General features: G+C 45.5%; 15 protein-coding genes and 7 tRNA genes. 8 read left to right on the top strand and 14 right to left on the bottom strand.

The annotated features are described in order from the left end of the window. Window positions 1–151: 151 nt before the first annotated feature. Complete coding sequence (locus ACTS60_RS01665; RefSeq protein ID WP_440886884.1) at window positions 152–2,449, top strand: hypothetical protein; 2,298 nt, start codon at window positions 152–154, stop codon at window positions 2,447–2,449. A 59-nt stretch (window positions 2,450–2,508) separates the two neighbouring features. On the opposite strand, the gene ACTS60_RS01660 is transcribed toward ACTS60_RS01665, so the two are convergent. The 5 genes from ACTS60_RS01660 to ACTS60_RS01640 all read right to left on the bottom strand — a co-directional run bounded on the left by ACTS60_RS01660 (window position 2,509) and on the right by ACTS60_RS01640 (window position 9,041). Next, window positions 2,509–3,435 (bottom strand): SPOR domain-containing protein, encoded by a 927-nt coding sequence (locus tag ACTS60_RS01660; RefSeq protein WP_440886883.1) that lies wholly within the window; start codon window positions 3,433–3,435, stop codon window positions 2,509–2,511. 148 nt (window positions 3,436–3,583) lie between these two features. Next, a complete protein-coding gene (locus tag ACTS60_RS01655; RefSeq protein WP_440886882.1) occupies window positions 3,584–4,540 on the bottom strand; it encodes an ABC transporter permease in 957 nt (318 codons plus the stop codon). A gap of 2 nt (window positions 4,541–4,542) precedes the next feature. Further along, the gene (locus ACTS60_RS01650; RefSeq protein WP_440886881.1) at window positions 4,543–5,520 is read right to left on the bottom strand and encodes an ABC transporter permease; all 978 of its coding nucleotides are present in this window, start codon (window positions 5,518–5,520) and stop codon (window positions 4,543–4,545) included. A gap of 146 nt (window positions 5,521–5,666) precedes the next feature. Then, a complete protein-coding gene (locus ACTS60_RS01645) occupies window positions 5,667–7,220 on the bottom strand; it encodes an ABC transporter substrate-binding protein (RefSeq protein ID WP_440886880.1) in 1,554 nt (517 codons plus the stop codon). A 105-nt stretch (window positions 7,221–7,325) separates the two neighbouring features. Further along, window positions 7,326–9,041: an ABC transporter ATP-binding protein gene (locus tag ACTS60_RS01640; RefSeq protein WP_005434636.1), complete on the bottom strand. Its 1,716-nt coding sequence runs from the start codon at window positions 9,039–9,041 to the stop codon at window positions 7,326–7,328. A 686-nt stretch (window positions 9,042–9,727) separates the two neighbouring features. On the opposite strand from ACTS60_RS01640, the gene ACTS60_RS01635 reads away from it, so the two are divergent. Continuing rightward, window positions 9,728–10,453, top strand: a complete 726-nt coding sequence (locus tag ACTS60_RS01635; RefSeq protein WP_440886879.1) for an HAD family hydrolase — start codon at window positions 9,728–9,730, stop codon at window positions 10,451–10,453. Window positions 10,454–10,790: 337 nt separating this feature from the next. Here ACTS60_RS01635 and ACTS60_RS01630 read toward each other — a convergent pair. The 5 genes from ACTS60_RS01630 to ACTS60_RS01610 all read right to left on the bottom strand — a co-directional run bounded on the left by ACTS60_RS01630 (window position 10,791) and on the right by ACTS60_RS01610 (window position 11,393). After that, window positions 10,791–10,867, bottom strand: a tRNA-Pro gene (locus tag ACTS60_RS01630). A 64-nt stretch (window positions 10,868–10,931) separates the two neighbouring features. After that, a tRNA-His gene (locus ACTS60_RS01625) sits at window positions 10,932–11,007 on the bottom strand. Window positions 11,008–11,054: 47 nt separating this feature from the next. Continuing rightward, window positions 11,055–11,131 (bottom strand) — tRNA-Pro (locus ACTS60_RS01620). 76 nt (window positions 11,132–11,207) lie between these two features. Then, window positions 11,208–11,283: transfer RNA gene (locus ACTS60_RS01615), tRNA-His, on the bottom strand. A gap of 33 nt (window positions 11,284–11,316) precedes the next feature. Continuing rightward, window positions 11,317–11,393: transfer RNA gene (locus tag ACTS60_RS01610), tRNA-Arg, on the bottom strand. A gap of 361 nt (window positions 11,394–11,754) precedes the next feature. On the opposite strand from ACTS60_RS01610, the gene ACTS60_RS01605 reads away from it, so the two are divergent. Further along, on the top strand, window positions 11,755–12,168 hold the full coding sequence (locus tag ACTS60_RS01605) for a c-type cytochrome (protein WP_010444846.1): 414 nt from the start codon (window positions 11,755–11,757) through the stop codon (window positions 12,166–12,168). Between the two features lie 72 nt (window positions 12,169–12,240). Here ACTS60_RS01605 and rep read toward each other — a convergent pair whose 3' ends face one another. Continuing rightward, on the bottom strand, window positions 12,241–14,256 hold the full coding sequence (gene rep / locus ACTS60_RS01600; RefSeq protein ID WP_045392445.1) for a DNA helicase Rep: 2,016 nt from the start codon (window positions 14,254–14,256) through the stop codon (window positions 12,241–12,243). Window positions 14,257–14,426: 170 nt separating this feature from the next. On the opposite strand from rep, the gene ACTS60_RS01595 reads away from it, so the two are divergent. From ACTS60_RS01595 to ubiK, 4 genes are all read left to right on the top strand, one after another. Continuing rightward, window positions 14,427–15,008 (top strand): TetR/AcrR family transcriptional regulator, encoded by a 582-nt coding sequence (locus tag ACTS60_RS01595; RefSeq protein WP_010444841.1) that lies wholly within the window; start codon window positions 14,427–14,429, stop codon window positions 15,006–15,008. 18 nt (window positions 15,009–15,026) lie between these two features. After that, entirely contained in the window at window positions 15,027–16,133 is a 1,107-nt protein-coding gene (vmeC, locus tag ACTS60_RS01590) for a multidrug efflux RND transporter periplasmic adaptor subunit VmeC (protein ID WP_440886878.1), read from the top strand. 11 nt (window positions 16,134–16,144) lie between these two features. Beyond that, complete coding sequence (gene vmeD / locus ACTS60_RS01585) at window positions 16,145–19,267, top strand: multidrug efflux RND transporter permease subunit VmeD (protein ID WP_440886877.1); 3,123 nt, start codon at window positions 16,145–16,147, stop codon at window positions 19,265–19,267. A gap of 133 nt (window positions 19,268–19,400) precedes the next feature. Then, window positions 19,401–19,652 carry a ubiquinone biosynthesis accessory factor UbiK gene (ubiK, locus tag ACTS60_RS01580; protein ID WP_005427244.1) on the top strand — a complete coding sequence of 84 codons (252 nt, stop codon included), beginning with the start codon at window positions 19,401–19,403 and terminating at the stop codon, window positions 19,650–19,652. Between the two features lie 479 nt (window positions 19,653–20,131). Here ubiK and ilvC read toward each other — a convergent pair whose 3' ends face one another. Then, entirely contained in the window at window positions 20,132–21,616 is a 1,485-nt protein-coding gene (gene ilvC, locus ACTS60_RS01575; RefSeq protein ID WP_440886876.1) for a ketol-acid reductoisomerase, read from the bottom strand. 144 nt (window positions 21,617–21,760) lie between these two features. Here ilvC and ilvY point away from each other — a divergent pair, with 144 nt between their 5' ends. Beyond that, window positions 21,761–22,651: an HTH-type transcriptional activator IlvY gene (gene ilvY / locus ACTS60_RS01570; protein WP_440886875.1), complete on the top strand. Its 891-nt coding sequence runs from the start codon at window positions 21,761–21,763 to the stop codon at window positions 22,649–22,651. 211 nt (window positions 22,652–22,862) lie between these two features. Here the strand turns inward: ilvY and ACTS60_RS01565 are convergent. Both ACTS60_RS01565 and ACTS60_RS01560 read right to left on the bottom strand, forming a co-directional pair. Beyond that, a tRNA-Trp gene (locus tag ACTS60_RS01565) sits at window positions 22,863–22,939 on the bottom strand. A 68-nt stretch (window positions 22,940–23,007) separates the two neighbouring features. Then, window positions 23,008–23,084: transfer RNA gene (locus tag ACTS60_RS01560), tRNA-Asp, on the bottom strand. Window positions 23,085–23,148 lie beyond the last annotated feature (64 nt).

Raw genomic sequence — 23,148 nt, 5'->3', positions numbered from 1 at the left:
TTACGGTTTTTCTTTGGTTTTCCGTGTCTTGAAGCTGCTTCCAAATCCGATTAAAAATGCGCAGCTTTTCTAATCTCACTAGTGAGATTAGAAAATAAAAAAAACGAAAAGCGACTTTCTCATTCGGAAACGAAACAAGGACAAATAAACAATGAATAAGGTGAGTTTACTAGCAGCGTCAGTGGCTATCGCGCTAACCGGTTGTGGTGGTTCAGATAGTGGTTCAAGCAACAGCAACTCTGGTGTAGTGATTACAGGCTTTGATGGTTACTTCAAAAACGCAGTGGTATTTGAAGATCTGAACAACAACGGCCAATGGGACACCAATGATACATTCCTTGGCCTAACCGATGAGAAAGGTCAGCTTAAAATCAAAGCAAAACCAGAGAGTACTCTGGCACTGCAAACTATCACGCCAAACGGTGCAAAACAGAAACAGCTTATCGCTTTAGATCCGACTTACGCAGGTACTTACACTGTAGATATGGATCACCCAAGCCAAGCGATGGCTCACGAACTGGTTTTCCGCGCACCAAACTCGTCTAACGTTATTTCACCAATCACAGACCTTGTCGCGATTGAGATGGCAAACAACAGCTCGCTAACGGAAGAAGAAGCAGTAGCAAAAGTAAACCAAGCACTTGGTGGTACTGAAGAAGCGCCTATCGATCTATACAGTGACTTCGTTTCGGGTGTAGATAAAAGCGCCGAATTACATAAAACCGCTCAGATTCTGACGGAATCAAAAGCACAAAACCCAGCGAACTATGAAAAGAAATCAACAGAGTTTGCTCAAGCAGCCGATCAAGAAGTTGACCGTTTGGTGGAGTCTGGCGCAGACATCAATGATCCAAACCTACGCCCAGTGATCACTGACAGCACACCAGAGAGTGACAACCTAGCGCCAGAAACCGTCGTCAACAACAAGCTTGTTGTTAACGAAGACGTTGAAGATGCTGCAGAGAACAAGCTAGATAACCTAGCTGAGATCGTGAAAGGTGCAAGTTTCGATGGTGTAGTACTGAACATCGAAGGTCTATTCAAAGACAAAGACCAAAACTTGGTAACACCTAAACTGACTCATAACCTTGCAGGCACAGGTATCGAAGTTAGCATCGAAGGCAACCAATTGGTTCTTTCTCCAGCCGCTGAAGTCACCAAAGCAGGTGAGTTTGAAATCATCCTAACAGCGGAAGATAAAGACTCTGCAGGCAAAACGCTTGCTACTGTAAGCACTGCATTTGATCTGGATATCGAAACAGCAAACCAAGCACCAATCGTAATTGAAGAAGAGCAAAAACGCCTTCAAAGCATCGTTGATGGTTGGCAGCTACAGCAAGGTGAAGCTTTCGAGCAAACTCTCGATATCTCAGGCCTATTTAAAGACGAAGACGGCCAACTAGAAGATCACTCAGCAGAATCGATCTCTATCGAAGGCCTATCTATCGATGAAAACAACAACGCAATCATCACTATCGAAGGCACTCCGGAAAAAGCTTACGCTGCTGGCCAAACTTTTACCGTTAGCGTAGAAGACAACGAAGATGGTGAAGCCCGCGTAACTTTTAAACTGCCAGAGGTGAAAGAAGGCGCAACACCACCACCAGCAACTCACCCACTAGAAGGTAAAACTTGGTACTACCTAGAGCACGGCTCGGATGATGGTAATGATAACGATGAGTTCGATTACTCTCGCGTATGGTGTGAATCAATCAAGTTTGAAGGTGGTATTGTTTACGGTAATGTTCGCAACCTAGAAAACCGCACAGAATGTACTGACGCCGACACCCAAATGGAAGAGGCAACCTACAAGGTTGAAAATGGTCGCCTGATCGCAACATTCAAATTTGAAGAAGATGGTGAGTCGCTGACGGAGTCTTTTGAAGTTGACGTTGCTGGTAACGCTGATGACCTAGCTAAAGGCGCAAAGACCATTGTTCATCGCCCTATCGCATTAGATGAGACGGCAGAGCGCTACACATACTTTGCTGATGAGTCTGATGCAGAAGCTCGTATTCAAGTGAAATCGGATGATAGTTACGACAAACGTTTTGGCTACATGTACCTACCAGCAGAACAAGATAACACTTACGATCTAGGCATGGTCAGTTTTGCTTTGGTAGAGGGTTCTCAAGGCTACAAGGCGTACATGAATTTTGATGTAGAAGGTAAAGACTTTAGCTGCGATACCATCGACGAATTCTACGATATCTTTACCTTCTCGGGTGATGACCTAACAACAAACCAACATTACATCGGTGGCAGTTGTAATAAGCAGTTTGAAGATGGAATCGAGTACGCAAGCGTATACTTTGATTTATCAGGAGTTCAGGACTTAGAGATTGGTAACGTATATAGCTTCATCGGCAAAACCAAAGACGAAAATGCAGAATACGTTGAAGCGGTGAAATTCAATATTGAATGGACAGGTGAAGGCGATAACGAATAACCTCTGAGTCCAATAAACACAAAGCCCCGCTTGCGCGGGGCTTCTTTATTTCAAGGTAACTATTTCACGCAAACTACATTCAGCAACGAGGTACCCGTCAGCTGATTTGGCTCTCGATCAGCAAACAAGCCCTTCTTATCTTTACCCCAATAAGGTAATTGCAGAGGCCACTTGTTCTTCTCCATTACGCCAGAGTCACGCAAAGCTTTAAACTCTGTTGGAGAAACTAAGCTCATCCCTAATTCACCACATACTTGCTGCGAGCTTGCATAACTCAAACGATTCCACGGTTTACCATATTCCATGTAAAACTGATTTCCTGCATCAAGCAAGTAAGGTACGACGTAAGTTTTACCCTGTAAGATGGCCTTTAATCGGACTTCCACATTATTGCTGACACTCACAGGTTCTACAGGCTTCACTTTTGTAGAAGGGGCCACCTTCGGCACAACTACAGCAGCTGGCTTTGGCTCAAACGCAGAGGTGTTCTTAGCCACTGGCTTCGGCTTGCTTACACTCTTAGTCTTCTTCACTGGCTTAGAGGTATTTGCTCCCACCACACGAATAAAGGCTTCTTTATAACCAGATATGGTCTTAACTTGGGCTAAATCTGTGCTCGCTTGCTTGAAACTTTTGTACGGACCAATCAAACAGCGAAACCCTTTGTCTTCCGGCTTCATCCAGACATCAGTACTGATTTTGTTATAGAGTGGTTTAGCTTTCACTAACGGCATTTTCTTAGGCAATAGGCCACATTGAACCCAATATAAATTGCCTCCTTGCGGCACTTTCTTTCCCCATACTCCCTTCCCAATAGGGCAAGTTTTATCCAGAACAGGTAACTCTTGATGACTCGCTTGCGTCGCCTGACACAGGAATTCTTGCGCACTTACCGTCCCCGCGAACGGTGCACAGGCTAGCAGTAAGGCTAAGCTCAAAGTTGGATGGGCGATACGTGATGGCTTAAGCGCCTTCTTCATTTCCATACGCTTCACTCTAATAAGGTTTAGTGATGAAATTATCGCGACAAAGCGTCAATAAAACATGAATGATAAAACAACAAGCAAAAAAAGAGCCGGATTTTCATCCAGCTCGTATTTTATACTCAACTTGTTGTTTTCTTAACTACCGAGATCAACCTTTATAGATTTTGGGGTTGAATACATCACGCAGCCAGTCACCCAATAAATTGATAACCAATACTAGCGTTACTAGTACGATACCTGGGAAGGCTGTAATCCACCATGCACCCGAGAAGATGTAGTTAAAGCCGATGCTGATCAATGCACCTAACGACGGCTGGTCGACTGGTAGACCCAGACCGAGGAATGACAGCGCCGCTTCCGACATGATCGCATTCGCTACCTGTACCGTTGAGATAACCAAGATTGGCGATAAACAGTTAGGTAGGATATGACGGAACATGATGCGAGGCGCTTTAAAGCCCATGACACGTGCCGCTTCAACATATTCTTTCTTCTTCTCTGCCAAAACAGAGGCTCGAATAGTACGTGCGTATTGAGGCCATTCAGCCACACCAATGATCACCACCAACATGACTACCGCATATTGGCTATAGAAATCACTACCAAAGCTGGCTTTAAAGATAGCTGATACGATGATCGCGACCATCATGGTAGAGAACGATAACTGTACATCAGCAAAACGCATTAAGAAGCTATCAATACGACCACCGAAGTAACCCGCAGACAGACCAATGATAATACCCAGAGCCAACTGCAGGCCAACCGCAAGGAAACCAATGGTCAGAGACAGACGAGAGCCGTAAAGAATGGTCGATAAAATATCGCGGCCTTGCTCATCAGTGCCCAACACGAAACGCTCATCACCATCCTCCATCCAAGATGGTGGTAGCTCTGAGTCCATAATGTCGATCGACGTCAGATCGTATGGGTCAGTCGGTGCCAGAATCGGTGCAGCCAAAGCTAACACTAAAAACATCATAAAGACGGTAAAACTTGCCATCGCAACTTTGTCGCGTTTGAAGTAATACAAAAAGTCTGACTCTTTGAAACGCTGCCATGCCGATGGAGCGGCTTCAGGAGCTGGTGTTACATTTGATTGGCTCATGATTAAGCTCCTTTTCCAGTTAGGTTCACAGTTGGGTTGATAATGCCGTACAGCAAGTCAACGATGGTATTAGTTACCACGAAGATGAGACCAACAAAGATAACGTAGGCAGTGATCAACGGCGTATCTACACGGTTAATTGCCTCTAGGAAAAGAAAGCCAGTACCCGGCCATTGGAACACGGTTTCAGTAAGAATGGTGTAGGCCACCATAGTACCAATTTGCACGCCACCTACCGTTAGTACTGGTAGCATGGTGTTCTTAAGTGCATGTTGATAATAAATTTTGTTTAAGTTCAAACCTTTTGCTTTAGCGAACTTAATATATTCCGAACTCAGTACTTCCAGCATTTCTGAGCGAACCAGACGGATAAATAGCGGCAACATGATCGAAGCCAATGCCACGCACGGCAGAATCAAGTGCTTAATACCATCAATGGTGAAGAAGCCCGATTCCCAGCCGAGCACATTCGCCGTTTCTCCTCGTCCGTAGGAAGGCAACCAGCCCAGTTCGATGGAGAAAACGTACATCAGCATGATTGCGGTTAAGAACACCGGAATAGAGATGCCGACACTACTCATCGCCATGACAAATTTGGTGAAGATACTCTTTGGATGTATCGCGGAATACACCCCAAGTGGAATCGATAGAAAGACAATAATCAGCGTCGCACCAAACACGAGCTCTAGCGTTGCCACCAGCTTATCGAGAATCACCTCAACCGCAGGTCGCTTGAAGAAGTAAGATGTACCTAAATCACCTTGTAGCGCATTACCCACAAAGCGAGTGTATTTTGTGATAAAGGGATCGTTCAGGCCCAGCTCATCACGCAGCGCTTGACGCTCTGCTTCTGAAACCGACTGACCTACAAGCTCACGCAGCGGGTCACCCAGGTTATCCTGAATGGCAAACGCCACCAAACTGATCACAAACATCACTATCAGTGCCTGAAACAGGCGCTTGACCAGAAACGAAAACATTCCTTGCCCCTTAACTATCCATAGATCTCTATTCAGAGAGAAAATTCAGTCTAACTAACCAACTCAATCCGACTGAAACAAAACTGAGTCGAGTGCTTTAAGTTGAGGAGGGACATCCATCCCTCCTCAATATCGACTAACCGTGATTATTCAACCACTAGATCACCGAAGTAAGGCATTACCATTGGGTTAACGATGTCTGCTGCTTTCACGTTAGACTTCGCGCCCCACGCTTCACTTTGCCAGTGTAGCGGTACGAATGCTGCGTCGTTGTATAGCGTCGCTTCTACACCTTTCAGCATTGCTGCACGTTTCGCAGGGTCAGTTTCAACATTTGCTGCTTCAACCACTTTGTCCATTTCTGGGTTTGAGTAGTAACCACAGTTGTACTGACCACGACCTGTCTCTTCGTTACGAGTCATGGTTAGGAACTCGTTGAAGTTCGCTGAATCTTCCGTATCTGAGTGCCAACCAATCATCAACATGTCGGCCGCACACTTGTCGAACTCAGGCCAGTATTGCGCTTTAGGCATGGTCTTCAGATCAACCTTGATACCGATCTTAGACAGCATTGCTGCCGCCGCTTGTGCCACTTTCGCATCATTCACATAGCGGTTGTTTGGCGCCATCATCGTCAACGTAAAGCCTTTCTCGTAACCCGCTTCTTTCATCAGCTGTTTCGCTTTTTTCAGATCGTAACGAGGAACCAATCTGTCATCGTGACCTACGTAACCAGCAGGGCTCTGTTGACCAGCTGCCGTTGCGAAGCCTTTCATGATCTTCTTCACGATGCCTTCGTTATTGATTGCGTGAACAATCGCTTGGCGAACGCGAACATCTTTCAGTGCTTCATTGCTGTTTTGGTTCATTTGGAATGTGATGATACGCGTACCTGGTAGCGTCACTAAATCGATGCCGTCTGCATCTTTCACACGTTTGTGATCGTTTGGTGCTACTGGATGAATCATGTCAACGCCGCCAGAAAGCAGTGCTGCTACACGAGTCGCGTCTTCTTTGATCGGAACCAGCGTTAGCTTATCAACGTTACCTTTCGACGCTTTATCCCAGTAATCTTTAAAGCGTTCGAATTCCACTTTTACGCCCTGCTCACGTGAAGTCACAATGAATGGACCCGTGCCAGATACGTTAGTCGATGCAAATGAGTTACCGTGCTTCACTAGCTCAGACTTATCTTTTCCGTCTGCCGTCTGACCTGAGTAGAACTTGCTGTCCATTGGGAAAATGTACGTTGCGGTTTGTAGCACTAGTGGGTATGGCCCCTTAGTTACTAGATCAAACGTAAAATCATCCACCTTCACGATTTTCTCGTACGGGTCGAAGATCGCTTTGAAGTCTGGAGAGCTTTGTAGACGCTCAAAAGTCCACACTACATCATCTGCTGTTAGAGCATTGCCTGAGTGGAACTTAACACCTTGGCGAAGCTTGAAACGTACCGTTGTATCGTTCACACGCTCCCAGCTTTCTGCTAGACGAGGTTCAAAATCCATTTCTTGAGTGAAACGAACTAGTGGGTCAAATACCATGTGTGACATTTGCAGCGTACCGCCTGATAGCTGCTCATGCGGGTCTAGCGATACTGGGTCAGCGGCGTAGCCAACTTTGATATCTGCTGCCAATGCGTTAAAGCTTAGACCTGCTGCCATTAGCGCCACTGCTAATTTGCTTTTCATGGTTTTCATTTGCATAACTCCTTCATGCGGGAATTCGAATCCCTTGTTGTGTTTGCGTCTTTGTTATGACTAAGGTTTGTTGACCTTGATGGTCAGCCAAGCGAAAAACTTGGTTTATGCCGTTTTGATCTCTTCTCTCAAACCTGTGAACTCAGGCATCAGAGAAATCAGTTTCTTGCTGTACTCATGCTGAGGAGCAGTAAATAGCTGCTCGGTTGGCGCCACTTCCAGTAGCGTCCCCATCTGCATCACACCTACTCGGTCACACATCTGGCGAATAACCGGTAAGTCGTGACTGATAAACAGCATGGTGAGGTTGAGCTCACTTTGCAGATCTTTCAGCAAGTTTAGAATCTGTGCCTGTACCGATACATCTAGCGCTGATGTCGGTTCGTCACAAATCAGTAGTCGAGGACGGGTCGCCAGTGCACGCGCAATTGAGATACGCTGACGCTGACCACCGGAGAATTCATGAGGGTATTTCACACCCGCCATTTTGCCCAAACCTACGTGATCAAGTAGGTCATTCACAATTTGGCGCGTTTCCGCTTCATTCTTGGTGAGTTTATGGAAACGAATTGGCTCCGCGATGATGTCGAAAATCTTCATACGCGGGTTCATTGAAGTATATGGATTTTGGAACACCATCTGCATCTGACGGCGCAATGGACGACGCGCTTTTTCTGATTTCAGTGCCGTTAGGTCAATGCCTTCAAAACTTACTTGTCCTGAGTTTGGTTCGTACAAACCAGCAATCACACGTGCAATGGTCGATTTACCTGAGCCAGATTCACCCACCAAGCCAAACGTCTCGCCTTCGTGCACTTCAAAGCTGACATTGTTCGACGCCTGCACGTATTCGCGGCGGCTTTCAAACAACGAATCTTTGGTCACAAAGCGCAGATTCACGTTCTTCACGTCCAATAGAGGACCCGTGTACTCACGCTGATCTTGGCTTTGCCCCAGCCAGTGGTTCTTAATGTCCAGTTCTTGTAGCTCTGTCGCTTCTTCGATATAGCTTACCAACGGGAAACGATCGAGTTTGATATCAGAACGAGGAACGGCTGAAATTAGACTGCGTGTGTATGGGTGATCAGGATCGCCCAATACCTTAGCGGTTGGACCAAACTCCACCAAATCACCGCGATACATAACTGCCACACGGTCAGTCACGTTTGAAACCACACCCATGTCGTGCGTCACCAACATACAACCGACGTTGTTCTTGATACACAGTTCTCGGATAAGGTTTAGGATTTGGTCTTGGATTGATACGTCGAGTGCCGTGGTTGGTTCATCGGCGATGATCAAATCTGGCTCCCCAGCCAGTGCGATAGCAATAACCACACGCTGACGCATACCGCCAGAGAATTGGTGTGGGTACTGTTTTAGGCGGTTTTCCGGTTGAGGAATGCCAACCTGCTGCATAAGAGAAAGCGCGCGTTGATACGCCTCTTCATCCGACACCTTCATATTGGCGTGGATGGTCTCTTTCAGTTGCTGCTCAACCGTAAATAGAGGGTTAAGCGAGGTCATTGGGTCCTGAAAGATAAAGCCAATCTTAGAGCCGCGAACCTTACGCATCGCTTCCGGTGTTAAACCAGAAATTTTCTCCCCATCAAGGTACACGTCGCCACTAGCAACGCGTCCCGGAGGACTAAGCAAATCAATAACGGCGTTACCAACGGTGGATTTACCCGCACCTGATTCGCCAACAACACCCACTATCTCGCCACGATCAATATGAAAGGAAAGCGACTTCACGGCCGCATGGACACCGTGACGGGATGGATATTCAATACGAAGGTTTTTCACCTCTAATAGTGACATTTCAGACCTCTACTGCCTTGTCTGTGGTATTAAATCGCGCCATAAAAGCGCCATTCATCACCTGAATGAATCCGTTCAAATTCAGAATAATACTCTGAAATCTTAATGCGGAGACAATTTGGCAAAAATTACACAAAAAAGCAACAATTAAAGTATATTCCGCCGAAAAAACATTAATTACACGCACAATGAGCGAATAGAAATGCATTAACAAGTATTTAACCGTTTTCATAACACACCATTTTTGTGCGCCACGCACCATTAAAAACAGAAAAATGCTCTAAATTTACGCATAAACTCACTATTGATAGTATCCCTATTATTCACGTGTCATCATTAACATTTACCAAACAATATTCCGTTCCTATTAGGACTTTTCGACATAAAATGTTACTAACAAAATAGTCTGCATACATAAAAAGCCAAAATTCACTCACCAACGGTAAGGCTAAAACGTGAGCAGTTTTGCAAAACACATGAAATATGCCATCGAACTTAAGTTATGCGTCTGTTATGCGATTCCATGATTAAATTAATCATGGCGTCGTAGAAACCTTTAAGTACCTTGCCGAGTTCAAAGTAAAAAAGCACAAGTTGAAGCGGTAATTTTGCGCATTCCCCTGTCATTTTGGATGAGATAAGAGATAATCAAACTTCAACGCAGAGTAGTGAATAAAGGAGCCCTTGTGCTTAAAGCGATTTTTTTTGATATGGACGAAACTTTATGTGGCACATCCCAAGCCGATAAAGTGGCAGGACAAGAATTTTCTGATTGGATTGCTCAAACTTACCCACAGGTCGCCGATTCTACAGCCTTCGTGCAGCGCTACTTGCAAGGCGTATATAAAAAGCTCAATGACGAATTTCCTCAGCTTATTGCGCTACTGCCAGATGAAAATGCCTTCCGCTGCGGGTTAATCCAAACCATCTTGGCAGAGCAAGGTATCGAGATCGACGGAGAACAAGCACAGCAGGCACAAAGCTTCTTCGACTCAGCTCGAATGGGTGCTTTTACCTTCTTCCCTGGCGTGAAGGAGATGCTGACCAAGCTTCGTCAGCACTACAAGTTAGTGGTGATCACCAACGGGCCGATCTTCTCCCAACATCCAAAGCTCAAAGCGACGCAGATGCACGAATGGGTGGATCACATCATCGTGGGTGGCGAAGAGCCAGAAGAGAAGCCTGCTGCAAGCATCTTCCAAAAAGCACTCAACCTTGTAGAGGCAAAACCAGAAGAGGCGATTCATATTGGCGACTCTCTACCCGCAGATATTGCGGGTGCCAACAACATGGGCATTCTGAGTGTGTGGGTTAACGAGACAGGCGCAGCGAATCCAACCGATATCAAACCAAACTATGAAGTGCGAGAGACGGTTGAGCTGAATGAAATCTTAAAAACGCTCGCTCAATAGAGCCCTGAATTCAAAGAATACAAAGCCCCAGCTATCGTGCTGGGGTTTCTTTTATCAGCTCGAAAGGCATTTGGATCATGGGTGGTCAAAAGCTCCCAGAGCTGTACATTTGTGGTGACTTTGAAATGGAATGCAGATTTTTGAGGGTGGGAAATGCAAAAAAGCCCCAGTCTTTCGATTGGGGCTTCAAATAGCGGCCGATGAAGAGCCATATTCTAACTTCAGGCGAACCCCACTTGGGTTCAAACCCATTGAAATACCGCCGACTTATCTAGTCCAAGTGAGATCATAAGCTCTAAAACGACGAAAGCCTGCTAAAAAGCAGGCTTTCTAATGGTGGTCGGTGAAGAGGGATTCGAACCCCCGACCCTCTGGTCCCAAACCAGATGCGCTACCAAGCTGCGCTATTCACCGAACTGTATTTGCTGATTCTCTCAAATCAGACAGGATACTTCAACTAAGAAGTCACCTAAATTAATGGGGTGGCTAACGAGATTCGAACTCGCGACCACCGGAATCACAATCCAGGGCTCTACCAACTGAGCTATAGCCACCATCAATTTTTTCTGTTTACCGCTTATTATAGCCATAAACTAAATAGTGGTCGGTGAAGAGGGATTCGAACCCCCGACCCTCTGGTCCCAAACCAGATGCGCTACCAAGCTGCGCTATTCACCGACGAATTTTGTTTCGACTCTTGGGATATCTGAATCAAAACTGGAAACTTCATTAATTTAATGAGTTACCGAAATAATGGGGTGGCTAACGAGATTCGAACTCGCGACCACCGGAATCACAATCCAGGGCTCTACCAACTGAGCTATAGCCACCACTATTTTGTGCCGTTAATTTGTATTCCGGAATGGCACGCCCGAAAGGATTCGAACCTTCGACCTTTGGCTCCGGAGGCCAACGCTCTATCCAACTGAGCTACGGGCGCATGCCCCATCGGCGGAGAGGAATAATACGGATATCACACTATGGCGTCTAGTACTTTTTTTACTTTTTTTCTCGTTTGGTCTCTTTTTCGACAGTTATCTGCCTTTAAAGTGAATTTTTGATGTGATTCACGCCCTGTCATGGATAACTTGTTGTTTATTGCAACAACTTATCGGGATATAATCACCCATTATTTACATTGATTTAACAGTCGCAACCAGATTGTTCAATCACTTTAGACTGTTAGAGATGGTATTCTGCATAGTATTCAAGCCATGCATCGAAACTGTCTCTAACCGCGCTAAATACTCTAACTATATAAATAGGTAAGTCACTTACCTTTGGAATGTGAAGTGGGTTTAATGGATATGTCTCGACGAATGATTAGCGTTTTGTTCGCTGCCTTAACTTTTTCTACGGCAGCTTTAGCTTCTGACATCAGCCAAACTGAATACGATGCGATCGCAGAACGCATCAAGCCTGTCGGTGATGTTTATCTTGCAGGTGCAGAACCAGTAAAAGCAGAACCAACTGGTCCCCGCGACGGTGCGTCAGTTTATGGTACTTTCTGTATTGCTTGTCACGCATCTGGTGTGAACGGCGCACCAAAGACTGGTGATGCTGGAGATTGGGCTCCGCGTATTGCACAAGGCAAAGACGTGTTGAACAACCACGCAATCCAAGGCTTCAATGCAATGCCTGCAAAAGGTACATGTATGGATTGTTCTGATGACGAAATCATCGCGGCAATCGACCACATGATTGAAGGTCTATAATAAAGACATCAACGAAAAAGGCTTGCCACTTGGCAAGCCTTTTTGTTTTAAGCAAGTTAGAACAACGTTGTTCTATTTCTTAAACATAGCTCGAATATTGGCGATGTGTGCTTGGCCCTTTGCCATGCGTTCTTCTGCCGACACTGGCTTCTTGTTTGCTTCCCATTCAACATCATCAAATGGCAGTTCATCCAAGAAGCGGCTTTGAGTTGGTTTAAGCAACTCACCAAACTGCCGACGCTCTTTACACATAGTGAAAGTCAGCTCGCGTTGTGCTCGTGTGATCCCCACGTACATTAGTCGGCGTTCTTCTTCAACATTGTCTTCATCAATACTGGTTTGATGCGGCAAGATACCTTCTTCCGAACCAATCAAGTAAACATAAGGGAATTCCAAACCTTTCGATGCGTGTAACGTCATTAGCTGAACGGCATCACTGTCTTCATCTTCCTCACCACGCTCCATCATATCGCGCAGAGTAAGACGTTGAACGACCTCTTTTAACGTTTTCTCTTCTTGGTCATAGTTGTCACCTTCTAAATCTGCCACAATCCACGAGTAAAGATCGGAGACGTTTTTCATGCGCATCTCTGCTGCTTTGGGACTTGCTGATGTTTCGTAAAGCCAATCTTCGTAATGAATATCACGCACAAGCGAGCGCACCGCTTCAACCGTATCACCACGCTCAGCTTGATCAGCAATCGCCACCAACCATTGCGTGAAACGGCGTAGGTTTTCTAAACCACGACCAGTAAGATGCTGCTCCAATCCCATTTCAAAGCTCACTTCAAATAGGCTCTTACCACGCATATTGGCATAACTACCTAACTTCTCTAGTGTGACCGGACCAATTTCACGACGGGGCGTATTCACAATACGTAGAAATGCATTGTCATCATCTGGGTTCACCAACACGCGTAGGTAAGCCATGATGTCTTTGATTTCCGCACGAGCAAAGAAAGACGTGCCGCCAGACAGTTTGTATGGCACACGGTTTTGCATCAGTGACTTTTCAATCAGACGTGACTGGTGGTTACCACGGTATAGAATCGCGTAATCTTTATAATCGGTGCGGTTTAGGAACTTGTGCGCAATCAATTCACCCGTTACGCGTTCTGCTTCGTGCTCTTCATTCTTCGCCAGCAACACTTTGAGTTTTTCACCGTCAGGAATTTCCGAAAACAGTGATTTCTCATACACGTGAGGGTTGTTGGCAATCAAGATGTTTGCTGCGCGCAAAATACGACTGGTCGAGCGGTAATTCTGCTCCAACTTAATCAAGCGCAAATTTGGGTAATCTTCACCAAGCAATACTAAGTTTTGCGGCTTAGCACCACGCCATGAATAGATAGATTGGTCATCGTCGCCTACTACGGTCAAACGACCACGCTCGCCAACGATTAACTTCACCAAGTCATATTGACTAGTGTTGGTATCTTGATATTCGTCCACCAATAGGTAACGAATGCGGTTCTGCCAACGTTGACGCACTTCTTCATTGTTACGTAGCAATTGCACTGGCAGAGAAATCAGGTCATCAAAGTCGAGCGCGTTGTACGCCTTCATCTGCTTCTGATACATTTCAAAACAGAACGCAAATAGCTGTTGTTGCTCACCTTGAGCCAACGCTTTGGCTTGCTCTGGTGTCAGCATGTCGTTCTTCCAGTTAGAGATACAACTTAGCAACTGACGCAGCAGATCTTTGTCGCCATCTAGCTGCTTTTCTGTCAGTTCTTTAAGAAGCGCAAGCTGGTCTTGATCATCAAACAGTGAGAAACCGGCTTTCAAGCCGAGATGTTTGTACTCACGCTTGATGATGTTAAGCCCCAAGGTGTGGAAGGTCGAGACCATCAGACCTTTCGACTCACTCTTACCCAACGTCTGGCCAACGCGCTCTTTCATTTCACGCGCCGCCTTGTTAGTAAAGGTTACCGCAGCAATATTGCGTGCCTTATAGCCACACTGCTGAACCAAATAAGCAATTTTATTGGTAATTACACGAGTTTTACCCGAACCAGCCCCAGCAAGCACCAAGCATGGGCCTGATACGTACTTAACGGCTTCGTCTTGTCTAGGGTTCAGCTTCATAAAAATTCTCTGCGGGTGGAAATAGTGGCGCCTATGATAAAGGGGTGTCCTTGTGAAAGCTACGCTGATTTTCACGTAAATTTTACACGGATAGTTGCAACATTTTGTTGCATAAGTGACCAGTCTTTACGCTATAATGAATGAACGTTCATTCATTGGGTGGTGGGGTTATGACCAATAACACTACTGGAGATAAATACCAGCAAATCATTACAGCTGCTGAACGCTTAATCGCTGAGTCAGGTTTTCATGGTCTTTCCATGCAAAAACTTGCGACTGAAGCCGGTGTCGCTGCAGGCACGATTTACCGATATTTCTCAGATAAAGAACATCTTTTGGAAGAAGTTCGTCTTACTGTTACTAAACGTATCGCGGACGCCGTTCAAGCAGATGTGACTGACGATATGCCATTGAAAGAGCGTTACCGCACTATGTGGCTCAACATTTGGCACCTTGCTGGTTCAAACTTAGACACTTTAAGCAATCGTGTCCAATATGAATCACTGCCTTGTGCAAGTCGTGGAAATACTAGGGAACTTGAACGACAAATGTTTGCCCAAGTAGATCGTCTTTTTAATCAAGGCAAAGCGGAAGGGGTATTCAAACCCCTCGATAACGAAATTCTTTCAGGGTTGAGTTTCGAAGCTAGTGTTGCGCTTGCTAGAAAACATGCTTTGGGATTTTATCAGCTGGATGACGATGCGCTGGAAGCAGCCGTTGAAGCCAGTTGGGATGCAATTATTAAACACTAACTTGGAGTTCTTAATAGAATGAAAAAGTGGACTTTCTTTATGTTACTTATCGCAATTCTACTATTCGGTAGCGTGATAGGTTTCAACTTATTCAAGCAACAAAAAATTGCTGAATACATGGCGAATCGTCCAGAGCCAGAATTCCCAGTAACCGTCACAGATGTGAAAGCGGTTGATTGGGTACCTGTGATCGAAGCGATTGGTTTCATCGAGCCGAACCAAGGTGTCACTGTTGCGAATGAAACCAGCGGTGTGATTGATAAGATTTCTTTCGATTCAGGTACTCAAGTTGAAGAAGGCCAGCCTTTGGTACATCTAGATTCTGAAGTAGAAAAGGCTAACCTTAAGAGCTCACAAGCAAAGCTACCAGCAGCTCAAGCTAAGTACAAACGTTACCAAGGTCTTTTCAAGAAAGGCTCTATCTCTAAAGAAGCGTACGACGAAGCGGAAGCAAACTATTTCTCACTTAAAGCGGATATTGAGAGCTTAAAAGCGACCATCGACCGACGTGAAATCAAAGCGCCTTTTGCTGGTGTCGTTGGTATTCGTAACGTATATCTAGGTCAATACCTGCAAGCGGGTACTGATATCGTTCGTCTTGAAGATACAACCGTAATGCGCCTTCGCTTCACTGTGCCTCAAACAGATATCTCTCGCATCAAGCTAGACCAGGAAGTAGACATCTTCGTTGATGCTTATCCTGATAAACCATTCAAAGGTTCTATCTCAGCAATCGAACCAGCGGTTAACGTTCAAAGTGGCTTGATTCAAGTTCAAGCAGACATTCCAAACAGCGATGGTAAACTTCGCAGTGGTATGTTCGCACGTGCAAACATCATTATGCCTAAGCTTGAGAACCAAGTAACTCTGCCACAAACTGCTATCACCTTTACTCTATACGGCGACAACGTGTACATCGTGACTGAAGAAAACGGTGAAAAACGCGTTAAGCAGCACGTAGTAAAAGTGGGCGAACGTACTAAAGACATCGCGCATATTCTAGAAGGCGTGAAACCAGGTGATGTGGTGGTAACTTCAGGGCAAATCCGTCTAAGTAACCACGCGAAAGTGACCATCGTTGAAGATTCAGCACTAACACCACCTGCTGAAACACCAATGCTTTAATTGGAGGCATCATGCGCTTTACTGATGTTTTTATTAAACGTCCAGTTTTAGCGGTATCGATCAGCTTTTTGATTGCGTTGCTTGGCTTACAAGCTGTTTTCAAAATGCAGGTTCGTGAATACCCTGAAATGACAAACACGGTAGTTACAGTAACTACTAGCTATTACGGTGCTAGTGCCAACTTGATCCAGGGCTTTATTACCCAGCCTTTGGAGCAAGCAGTGGCTCAGGCCGATAATATCGACTACATGACTTCACAGTCGGTACTTGGTAAATCAACCATTACCGTCAACATGAAGTTGAACACAGATCCGAATGCAGCACTGTCTGATATTCTAGCCAAAACCAACTCGGTTCGTTCCCAGCTTCCAAAAGAAGCAGAAGACCCAACCGTAACTATGTCGACAGGTTCAACAACGGCGGTTCTGTACATTGGTTTCACCAGTGATGAGTTATCTTCAAGCCAGATCACCGACTATCTTGAGCGTGTAATCAACCCGCAGCTATTCACGGTAAACGGAGTATCTAAAGTTGACCTATACGGTGGTATGAAATACGCACTGCGCGTATGGTTAGATCCAGCGAAGATGGGTGCGCTTAAGCTGACTGCAACAGATGTGATGGGCGTTCTTCAAGCCAACAACTACCAATCAGCAACGGGTCAAGCGATAGGCGAATTTGTACTGTATAACGGTAGTGCCGATACTCAGGTATCGAACGTTGCCGAGTTAGAAGCACTCGTTGTAAAAACGGGCGACGGTGATGTCATTCGTCTTGGCGACATTGCGAAAGTAACCCTAGAGAAGAGCCACGATGTTTACCGTGCAAGCGCAAATGGTAAGGAAGCGGTAGTTGCTGCAATTAACGCAGCACCAAGTGCTAACCCAATCAACATTGCGGCAGATGTACTTGAACTATTACCTCAACTAGAGCGTAACCTACCAAGTAACATCAAGATGAACATCATGTATGACTCAACTATCGCTATCAACGAATCAATTCACGAAGTTGTGAAGACGATTATTGAGGCGGCGGTTATCGTACTTGTGGTTATCACTCTATTTCTTGGTTCATTCCGTGCGGTAATCATCCCTATCGTTACTATCCCATTATCATTGATTGGTGTTGCGATGGTAATGCAGGCGATGGGCTTCTCATGGAACTTGATGACACTTCTAGCAATGGTACTCGCCATCGGTCTGGTGGTGGATGATGCGATCGTTGTTCTTGAGAACGTCGACCGCCATATAAAGGAAGGGGAATCACCGTTCCGTGCTGCCATCATTGGTACACGTGAGATTGCCGTACCGGTTATCGCAATGACACTGACATTAGGTGCGGTATACGCGCCGATCGCACTAATGGGCGGTATCACGGGCTCACTATTTAAAGAGTTCGCATTAACGCTGGCGGGTGCGGTGTTTGTGTCCGGTATCATCGCGCTAACTCTGTCGCCGATGATGTGTTCGAAAATGCTGAAAGCACATGAAGAGCCAAGCAAGTTCGAGCAAAAGGTTCATCATGTACTAGATGGCATGACCAACCGTTACGAGAAAATGCTAACCGCGGTCATGGCACATCGTCCGGTTATCATTGCTTTTGCAATCATCGTATTTGCAACGCTGCCAATTCTGTTTAAGTTCATTCCAAGTGAATTAGCCCCTTCAGAAGATAAAGGCGTTGTAGTTCTGATGGGTACAGCTCCATCGAATGCTAACTTGGATTACATCCAAAACACCATGAATGACGTAAACAAGATTCTGTCTGATCAGCCAGAAGTAGAATACGCTCAGGTGTTTAACGGTGTGCCAAATTCAAACCAAGCGTTCGGTCTTGCGACGCTAAAACCTTGGAGCGAACGTGAAGCAAGCCAGGCTGAAATCACCAAGCGTGTTGGTGGCCTTGTCTCTCAGGTACCAGGTATGTCTGTGACGGCATTCCAGATGCCAGAACTACCAGGTGCAGGTTCAGGTCTACCTATTCAGTTCGTTATTACGACACCAAATAGCTTCGAAAGCTTGTTTACTATCGCAAGTGATATTTTAGCTAATGTGGCAACCAGCCCTATGTTCGTCTACTCAGACCTGGATCTAAACTACGATTCAGCGACGATGAAAATCAGCATCGACAAGGACAAAGCAGGCGCATATGGCGTGACCATGCAAGACATTGGTGTAACGCTAAGTACGATGATGGCAGATGGTTACGTAAACCGTATCGACCTAAACGGTCGTTCTTATGAGGTAATCCCTCAGGTTGAGCGTAAATGGCGCCTAAACCCAGAGTCAATGAAGAACTACTACGTACGTTCTGTTGACGGTAAAGCAGTACCGCTGGGCAGCTTAATCACGATTGATGTGGTCGCAGAACCTCGTTCCCTACCTCACTTCAACCAGTTGAACTCTGCAACGGTTGGTGCGGTTCCGTCACCAGGTGTTGCGATGGGCGATGCAATTAACTGGTTCGAAGATATCGCACAAAGCAAACTACCCGCAGGCTACAACCATGATTACATGGGTGAAGCTCGCCAGTTTGTAACTGAAGGTAGCGCACTGTACGCAACATTCGGTTTGGCACTAGCGATCATCTTCCTAGTATTGGCGATTCAATTTGAATCGATCCGCGATCCAATCGTAATCATGGTATCAGTACCGCTAGCAGTATGTGGTGCTCTGATTGCTCTGGCGTGGGGTACGGCATCGATGAACATCTACTCGCAGGTTGGTTTGATTACTCTGGTTGGTCTAATTACCAAGCACGGTATCTTGATCTGTGAGGTTGCGAAAGAAGAGCAGCTACACAACAAGCTATCTCGCATTGATGCAGTTATGGAAGCGGCGAAAGTTCGTCTTCGTCCAATCCTAATGACAACGGCAGCGATGATTGCTGGTCTGATCCCACTGATGTACGCAACAGGTGCTGGTGCAGCTCAGCGTTTCAGTATCGGTATTGTAATCGTTGCGGGTCTAGCGATCGGTACACTGTTTACGCTATTCGTACTGCCTGTGATTTACAGCTACCTCGCTGAGAAACACAAGCCACTACCAGTATTTGTTGAAGACAAAGACCTGGAAAAGCTAGCGCGCGTGGATGAAGCGAAAGCCGCTCATCGTGAATTAGCTGATAACAAGTAAGCTTGTAACACTATAAGAAAAAGGTCACTTCGGTGACCTTTTTTATTGCCGCTCTCTTTTTTGCCATCTAAATGGCGACTTTCCCGTATCATTTACATAGAATGTGGGCAAATCAAAAGGAGTTTTAGCCACTATGTTTGACCCAAAGAAATTAGAGCAAATCGCTAAACAAATTCACGAATCAATGCCACAGCCAGTCAAAGAGCTAGGTGCCGATGTTGATCAAAAAGTTCGCCAAGTAATCCAAGGTCAGCTAAACAAGCTAGACGTTGTTAGCCGCGAAGAATTCGACGTACAAACTCAAGTTCTGCTGCGCACACGCCAAAAGCTGACAGAAATGGAAAAGAAATTGGCTGAGCTTGAAGAAAAGCTAGCTGATAAATAAGCGAGAAGCGAGAAAGTTCTGAGGGTTGGCGTGAGCGCGTCAACCCTTTTTGTTTTTCGGGATTCGGGATTCGGGATTCGGGATTCGCTCCAATTTTGTCTTCTTAACGGCAAATTCCGTCAACACTTACTTTACCTCTACTTCTTTCAATTCTATCCCAACGAACATTTCCGGTTTTAACAGCGAAACTATCCCACAGTTCGAACGAAAAAGTCGTTTTCATAAAAACAAAAAGGCTTGGTCAACGGAGACCAAGCCTTTTAATTAGATGTTGTGTTTTGTATTTATTGACCCCAGTCTATCTGGAGTTCTTACTGCTTTGCTTTAGTGCAATTACGCAGATTGTATATTCGAAGCTAAGAGCTTTAGTCCCTTAAACGAATTGCGCTGAATTAAGGTTTCATTTCTAGGAGAAGGCGCGGAGTTTACGATAGTAAATGAGCACCTTCGACACCGAAATGGAACCTTAAGGCAGGTAATTAGCCGCCTACAGCGATGTTCTTCATATCAGTCATGTACCCGCGTAGCTCTTCACCAATGTACTCTACTGGGTGGTTACGAATTGCTTCATTAACAGCGATTAGCGTTGCGTTGTCCACTTGGTTAGATGTTTCACCTAGACCTTTACCAATAACGTCTGTTGATACTGATGGCATGAACTTTTCACGCAGTAGCGGTGTTGCTACGTTAGCGAATAGGTAGTTACCGTATTCTGCTGTATCTGAAATTACCACGTTCATTTCGTATAGACGCTTACGTGCTACTGTATTTGCGATTAGTGGTAGCTCGTGTAGTGACTCGTAGTACGCTGACTCATCGATGATGCCTGATGCAGTCATAGCTTCGAACGCCAGTTCAACGCCTGCACGAACCATTGCCACTAGTAAAATACCGTTGTCGAAGTACTCTTGCTCAGAGATTTCAACATCACCTGCTGGGTAATTTTCAAATGCTGTTTCGCCTGTCTCTTCTCGCCAGCCTAGTAGGTTTGCATCATCGTTAGCCCAGTCAGCCATCATAGTGCTTGAGAACTCACCAGTGATGATGTCATCCATGTGCTTGTTGTAAAGCGGACGCATTAGATCTTTTAGTTCTTCAGATAGTTCAAATGCTTTGATTTTCGCTGGGTTTGATAGGCGGTCCATCATATGCGTGATGCCACCGAATTTCAGTGCTTCTGTAATGGTTTCCCAACCGTACTGCAGTAGCTTACCTGCGTAGCTTGGGTCGATGCCGTCAGCGATCATCTTCTCGTACGATACGATAGAACCAGCTTGTAGCATGCCACACAGGATAGTTTGCTCACCCATTAGGTCAGATTTAACTTCTGCAACGAATGAAGACTCTAGACAACCTGCGCGGTGGCCACCTGTACCTGCTGCCCATGCTTTCGCGATATCCCAGCCTTCGCCTTTAGGGTCATTTTCTGGGTGAACAGCGATCAGTGTAGGAACACCGAAGCCACGCTTGTACTCTTCACGTACTTCTGTACCTGGACACTTAGGCGCAACCATTACAACCGTTAGGTCTTTACGGATTTGCATGCCTTCTTCAACCACATTGAAACCGTGTGAGTAACCTAATGCAGCGCCTTCTTTCATTAGCGGCATAACCGTTTCAACAACGTTAGTGTGCTGTTTGTCTGGAGTAAGGTTGATTACTAGGTCTGCTTCTGGGATTAGCGTCTCGTAGCTTGCTACTTCAAAACCGTTTTCTTTTGCGTTCTTGTAAGACTGACGCTGCTCGTCAATCGCCGCCTGACGTAGTGCGTACGCTACGTTTAGACCAGAGTCACGCATGTTTAGACCTTGGTTTAGGCCCTGAGCACCACAACCAACAATAACGACTTTCTTACCTTTCAGGTAATCCGCTTCTGTTGCAAATTCGCTGCGGTCCATGAAACGACAACGACCTAGTTGGTCTAGCTGCTCGCGTAGGTTTAAAGTATTGAAATAGTTAGCCATCTGGGCGCTCCTTAAAGAATTTTTCCATTGAGGTCGGTAGTTCTCTTACCGAATGAGTTCATACTAAATCAGGAATCTTGTTGCTTAAAGTGATATATTCACAATTACTTATTGCAATTAATGCAACATGGAAGTGATTATTTAATGAACATCAAAAGCCTGCAACTTTTCATTCATCTATGTGATAGTAAAAGCTTTGCCAAGACAGCTGCGGCAATGCATATCAGTCCATCAGCCCTGAGCCGCCAGATCCAAAAATTGGAAGAAGAAACCCACCAACAGCTGTTTTTACGCGATAACCGAAGTGTGGAGCTCACGGCTCAAGGAAAGAAGCTATTACCCGTGGCATTAAAGATTCTTGGAGAATGGCAACAATATCAAAGCTACATTAAGGGAACGGAAGATGATCTAAAAGGAGAGATACGTCTATTTTGCTCAGTAACTGCAAGTTATAGCCATCTGCCTGAACTCATTTCTGAATTCCGCCTACAGCACCCATTTATTGAATTCAAGCTCTCCACTGGCGATCCAGCTCAAGCCATCGATAAGATATTGGCGGATGAAGCTGATATCGCTATTTCTGCTAAACCAGAACAACTACCAGCGAAGATCGCTTTTGAACCAATCAGTGAAATTCCGCTATCTGTTATTGCTCCTATCGGGATCAGTAGTTTCGCGGAAGAGCTCCAGAAGGAAAGCCCAGACTGGTCAACGATCCCCTTTATCTTGCCAGAAGCGGGTACTGCTAGGGAAAGAGCTAACGTTTGGTTTAAACAAATGAAGATTAAGCCGAATATCTATGCTCAAGTTTCAGGGCATGAAGCTATTGTCAGTATGGTTGCGTTAGGTTGTGGCATTGGTATCGCACCTGATGTAGTAATCAACAACAGCCCCGTTAGAGAAAAGATAAATAGGCTTAAAGTACTTCCAATTAAACCATTTGAGCTCGGTGTCTGCTGTACTAAAAGTCAGTTAGAAAACCCATTAGTCAAAGCCCTTTGGGAAATAGCAGAGAGCAAGTACATCTCCTTATAAACCAAAGGAATGCCTAGCAACAACAAGAAAGGCTCTTACCTCAGTCAGAGCCTTTAAATATAGTAGGGAACCAGCGCGCCGGAGATTCGATAGGATTTGCCACCAAGAGGTCTCGCACTCCGGCACTCAAGATCACTTTAGATACTTTAGATACTTTAGAAAAGTGACAGAAACGAAAAAGGCTCCAGCATTTCTGCTAGAGCCTTAAATATGGCAGGGGTGGAGAGATTCGAACTCCCAACACGCGGATTTGGAATCCGCTGCTCTGCCAATTGGAGCTACACCCCTGTAGAAACTACAGTTTATCACATTGTAGATTCAAAAAAACCTCGCAAAAGCGAGGTTTTTGAAATAAGTGGCGGAGCGGACGGGACTCGAACCCGCGACCCCCGGCGTGACAGGCCGGTATTCTAACCAACTGAACTACCGCTCCGCACTGGTTAGACATTTAAGTCTAAATTTGAAGCCTGGCGATGTCCTACTCTCACATGGGGAAA

Origin of the sequence: Vibrio sp. WZ-1 (genome assembly GCF_052037695.1) — a bacterium.
Classification (GTDB): domain Bacteria; phylum Pseudomonadota; class Gammaproteobacteria; order Enterobacterales; family Vibrionaceae; genus Vibrio.
This window is presented reverse-complemented; position numbering and strand designations above follow the sequence as displayed.

What these genes read in the sequence shown, in the direction of transcription:
- ACTS60_RS01665 (WP_440886884.1), top strand. Translation starts at nt 152, where the DNA reads ATGAATAAGGTGAGTTTACTAGCAGCGTCAGTGGCTATCGCGCTAACC.
- ACTS60_RS01660 (WP_440886883.1), bottom strand. Translation starts at nt 3,435, where the DNA reads ATGGAAATGAAGAAGGCGCTTAAGCCATCACGTATCGCCCATCCAACT.
- ACTS60_RS01655 (WP_440886882.1), bottom strand. Translation starts at nt 4,540, where the DNA reads ATGAGCCAATCAAATGTAACACCAGCTCCTGAAGCCGCTCCATCGGCA.
- ACTS60_RS01650 (WP_440886881.1), bottom strand. Translation starts at nt 5,520, where the DNA reads ATGTTTTCGTTTCTGGTCAAGCGCCTGTTTCAGGCACTGATAGTGATG.
- ACTS60_RS01645 (WP_440886880.1), bottom strand. Translation starts at nt 7,220, where the DNA reads ATGAAAACCATGAAAAGCAAATTAGCAGTGGCGCTAATGGCAGCAGGT.
- ACTS60_RS01640 (WP_005434636.1), bottom strand. Translation starts at nt 9,041, where the DNA reads ATGTCACTATTAGAGGTGAAAAACCTTCGTATTGAATATCCATCCCGT.
- ACTS60_RS01605 (WP_010444846.1), top strand. Translation starts at nt 11,755, where the DNA reads ATGGATATGTCTCGACGAATGATTAGCGTTTTGTTCGCTGCCTTAACT.
- rep (WP_045392445.1), bottom strand. Translation starts at nt 14,256, where the DNA reads ATGAAGCTGAACCCTAGACAAGACGAAGCCGTTAAGTACGTATCAGGC.
- ACTS60_RS01595 (WP_010444841.1), top strand. Translation starts at nt 14,427, where the DNA reads ATGACCAATAACACTACTGGAGATAAATACCAGCAAATCATTACAGCT.
- vmeC (WP_440886878.1), top strand. Translation starts at nt 15,027, where the DNA reads ATGAAAAAGTGGACTTTCTTTATGTTACTTATCGCAATTCTACTATTC.
- vmeD (WP_440886877.1), top strand. Translation starts at nt 16,145, where the DNA reads ATGCGCTTTACTGATGTTTTTATTAAACGTCCAGTTTTAGCGGTATCG.
- ubiK (WP_005427244.1), top strand. Translation starts at nt 19,401, where the DNA reads ATGTTTGACCCAAAGAAATTAGAGCAAATCGCTAAACAAATTCACGAA.
- ilvC (WP_440886876.1), bottom strand. Translation starts at nt 21,616, where the DNA reads ATGGCTAACTATTTCAATACTTTAAACCTACGCGAGCAGCTAGACCAA.
- ilvY (WP_440886875.1), top strand. Translation starts at nt 21,761, where the DNA reads ATGAACATCAAAAGCCTGCAACTTTTCATTCATCTATGTGATAGTAAA.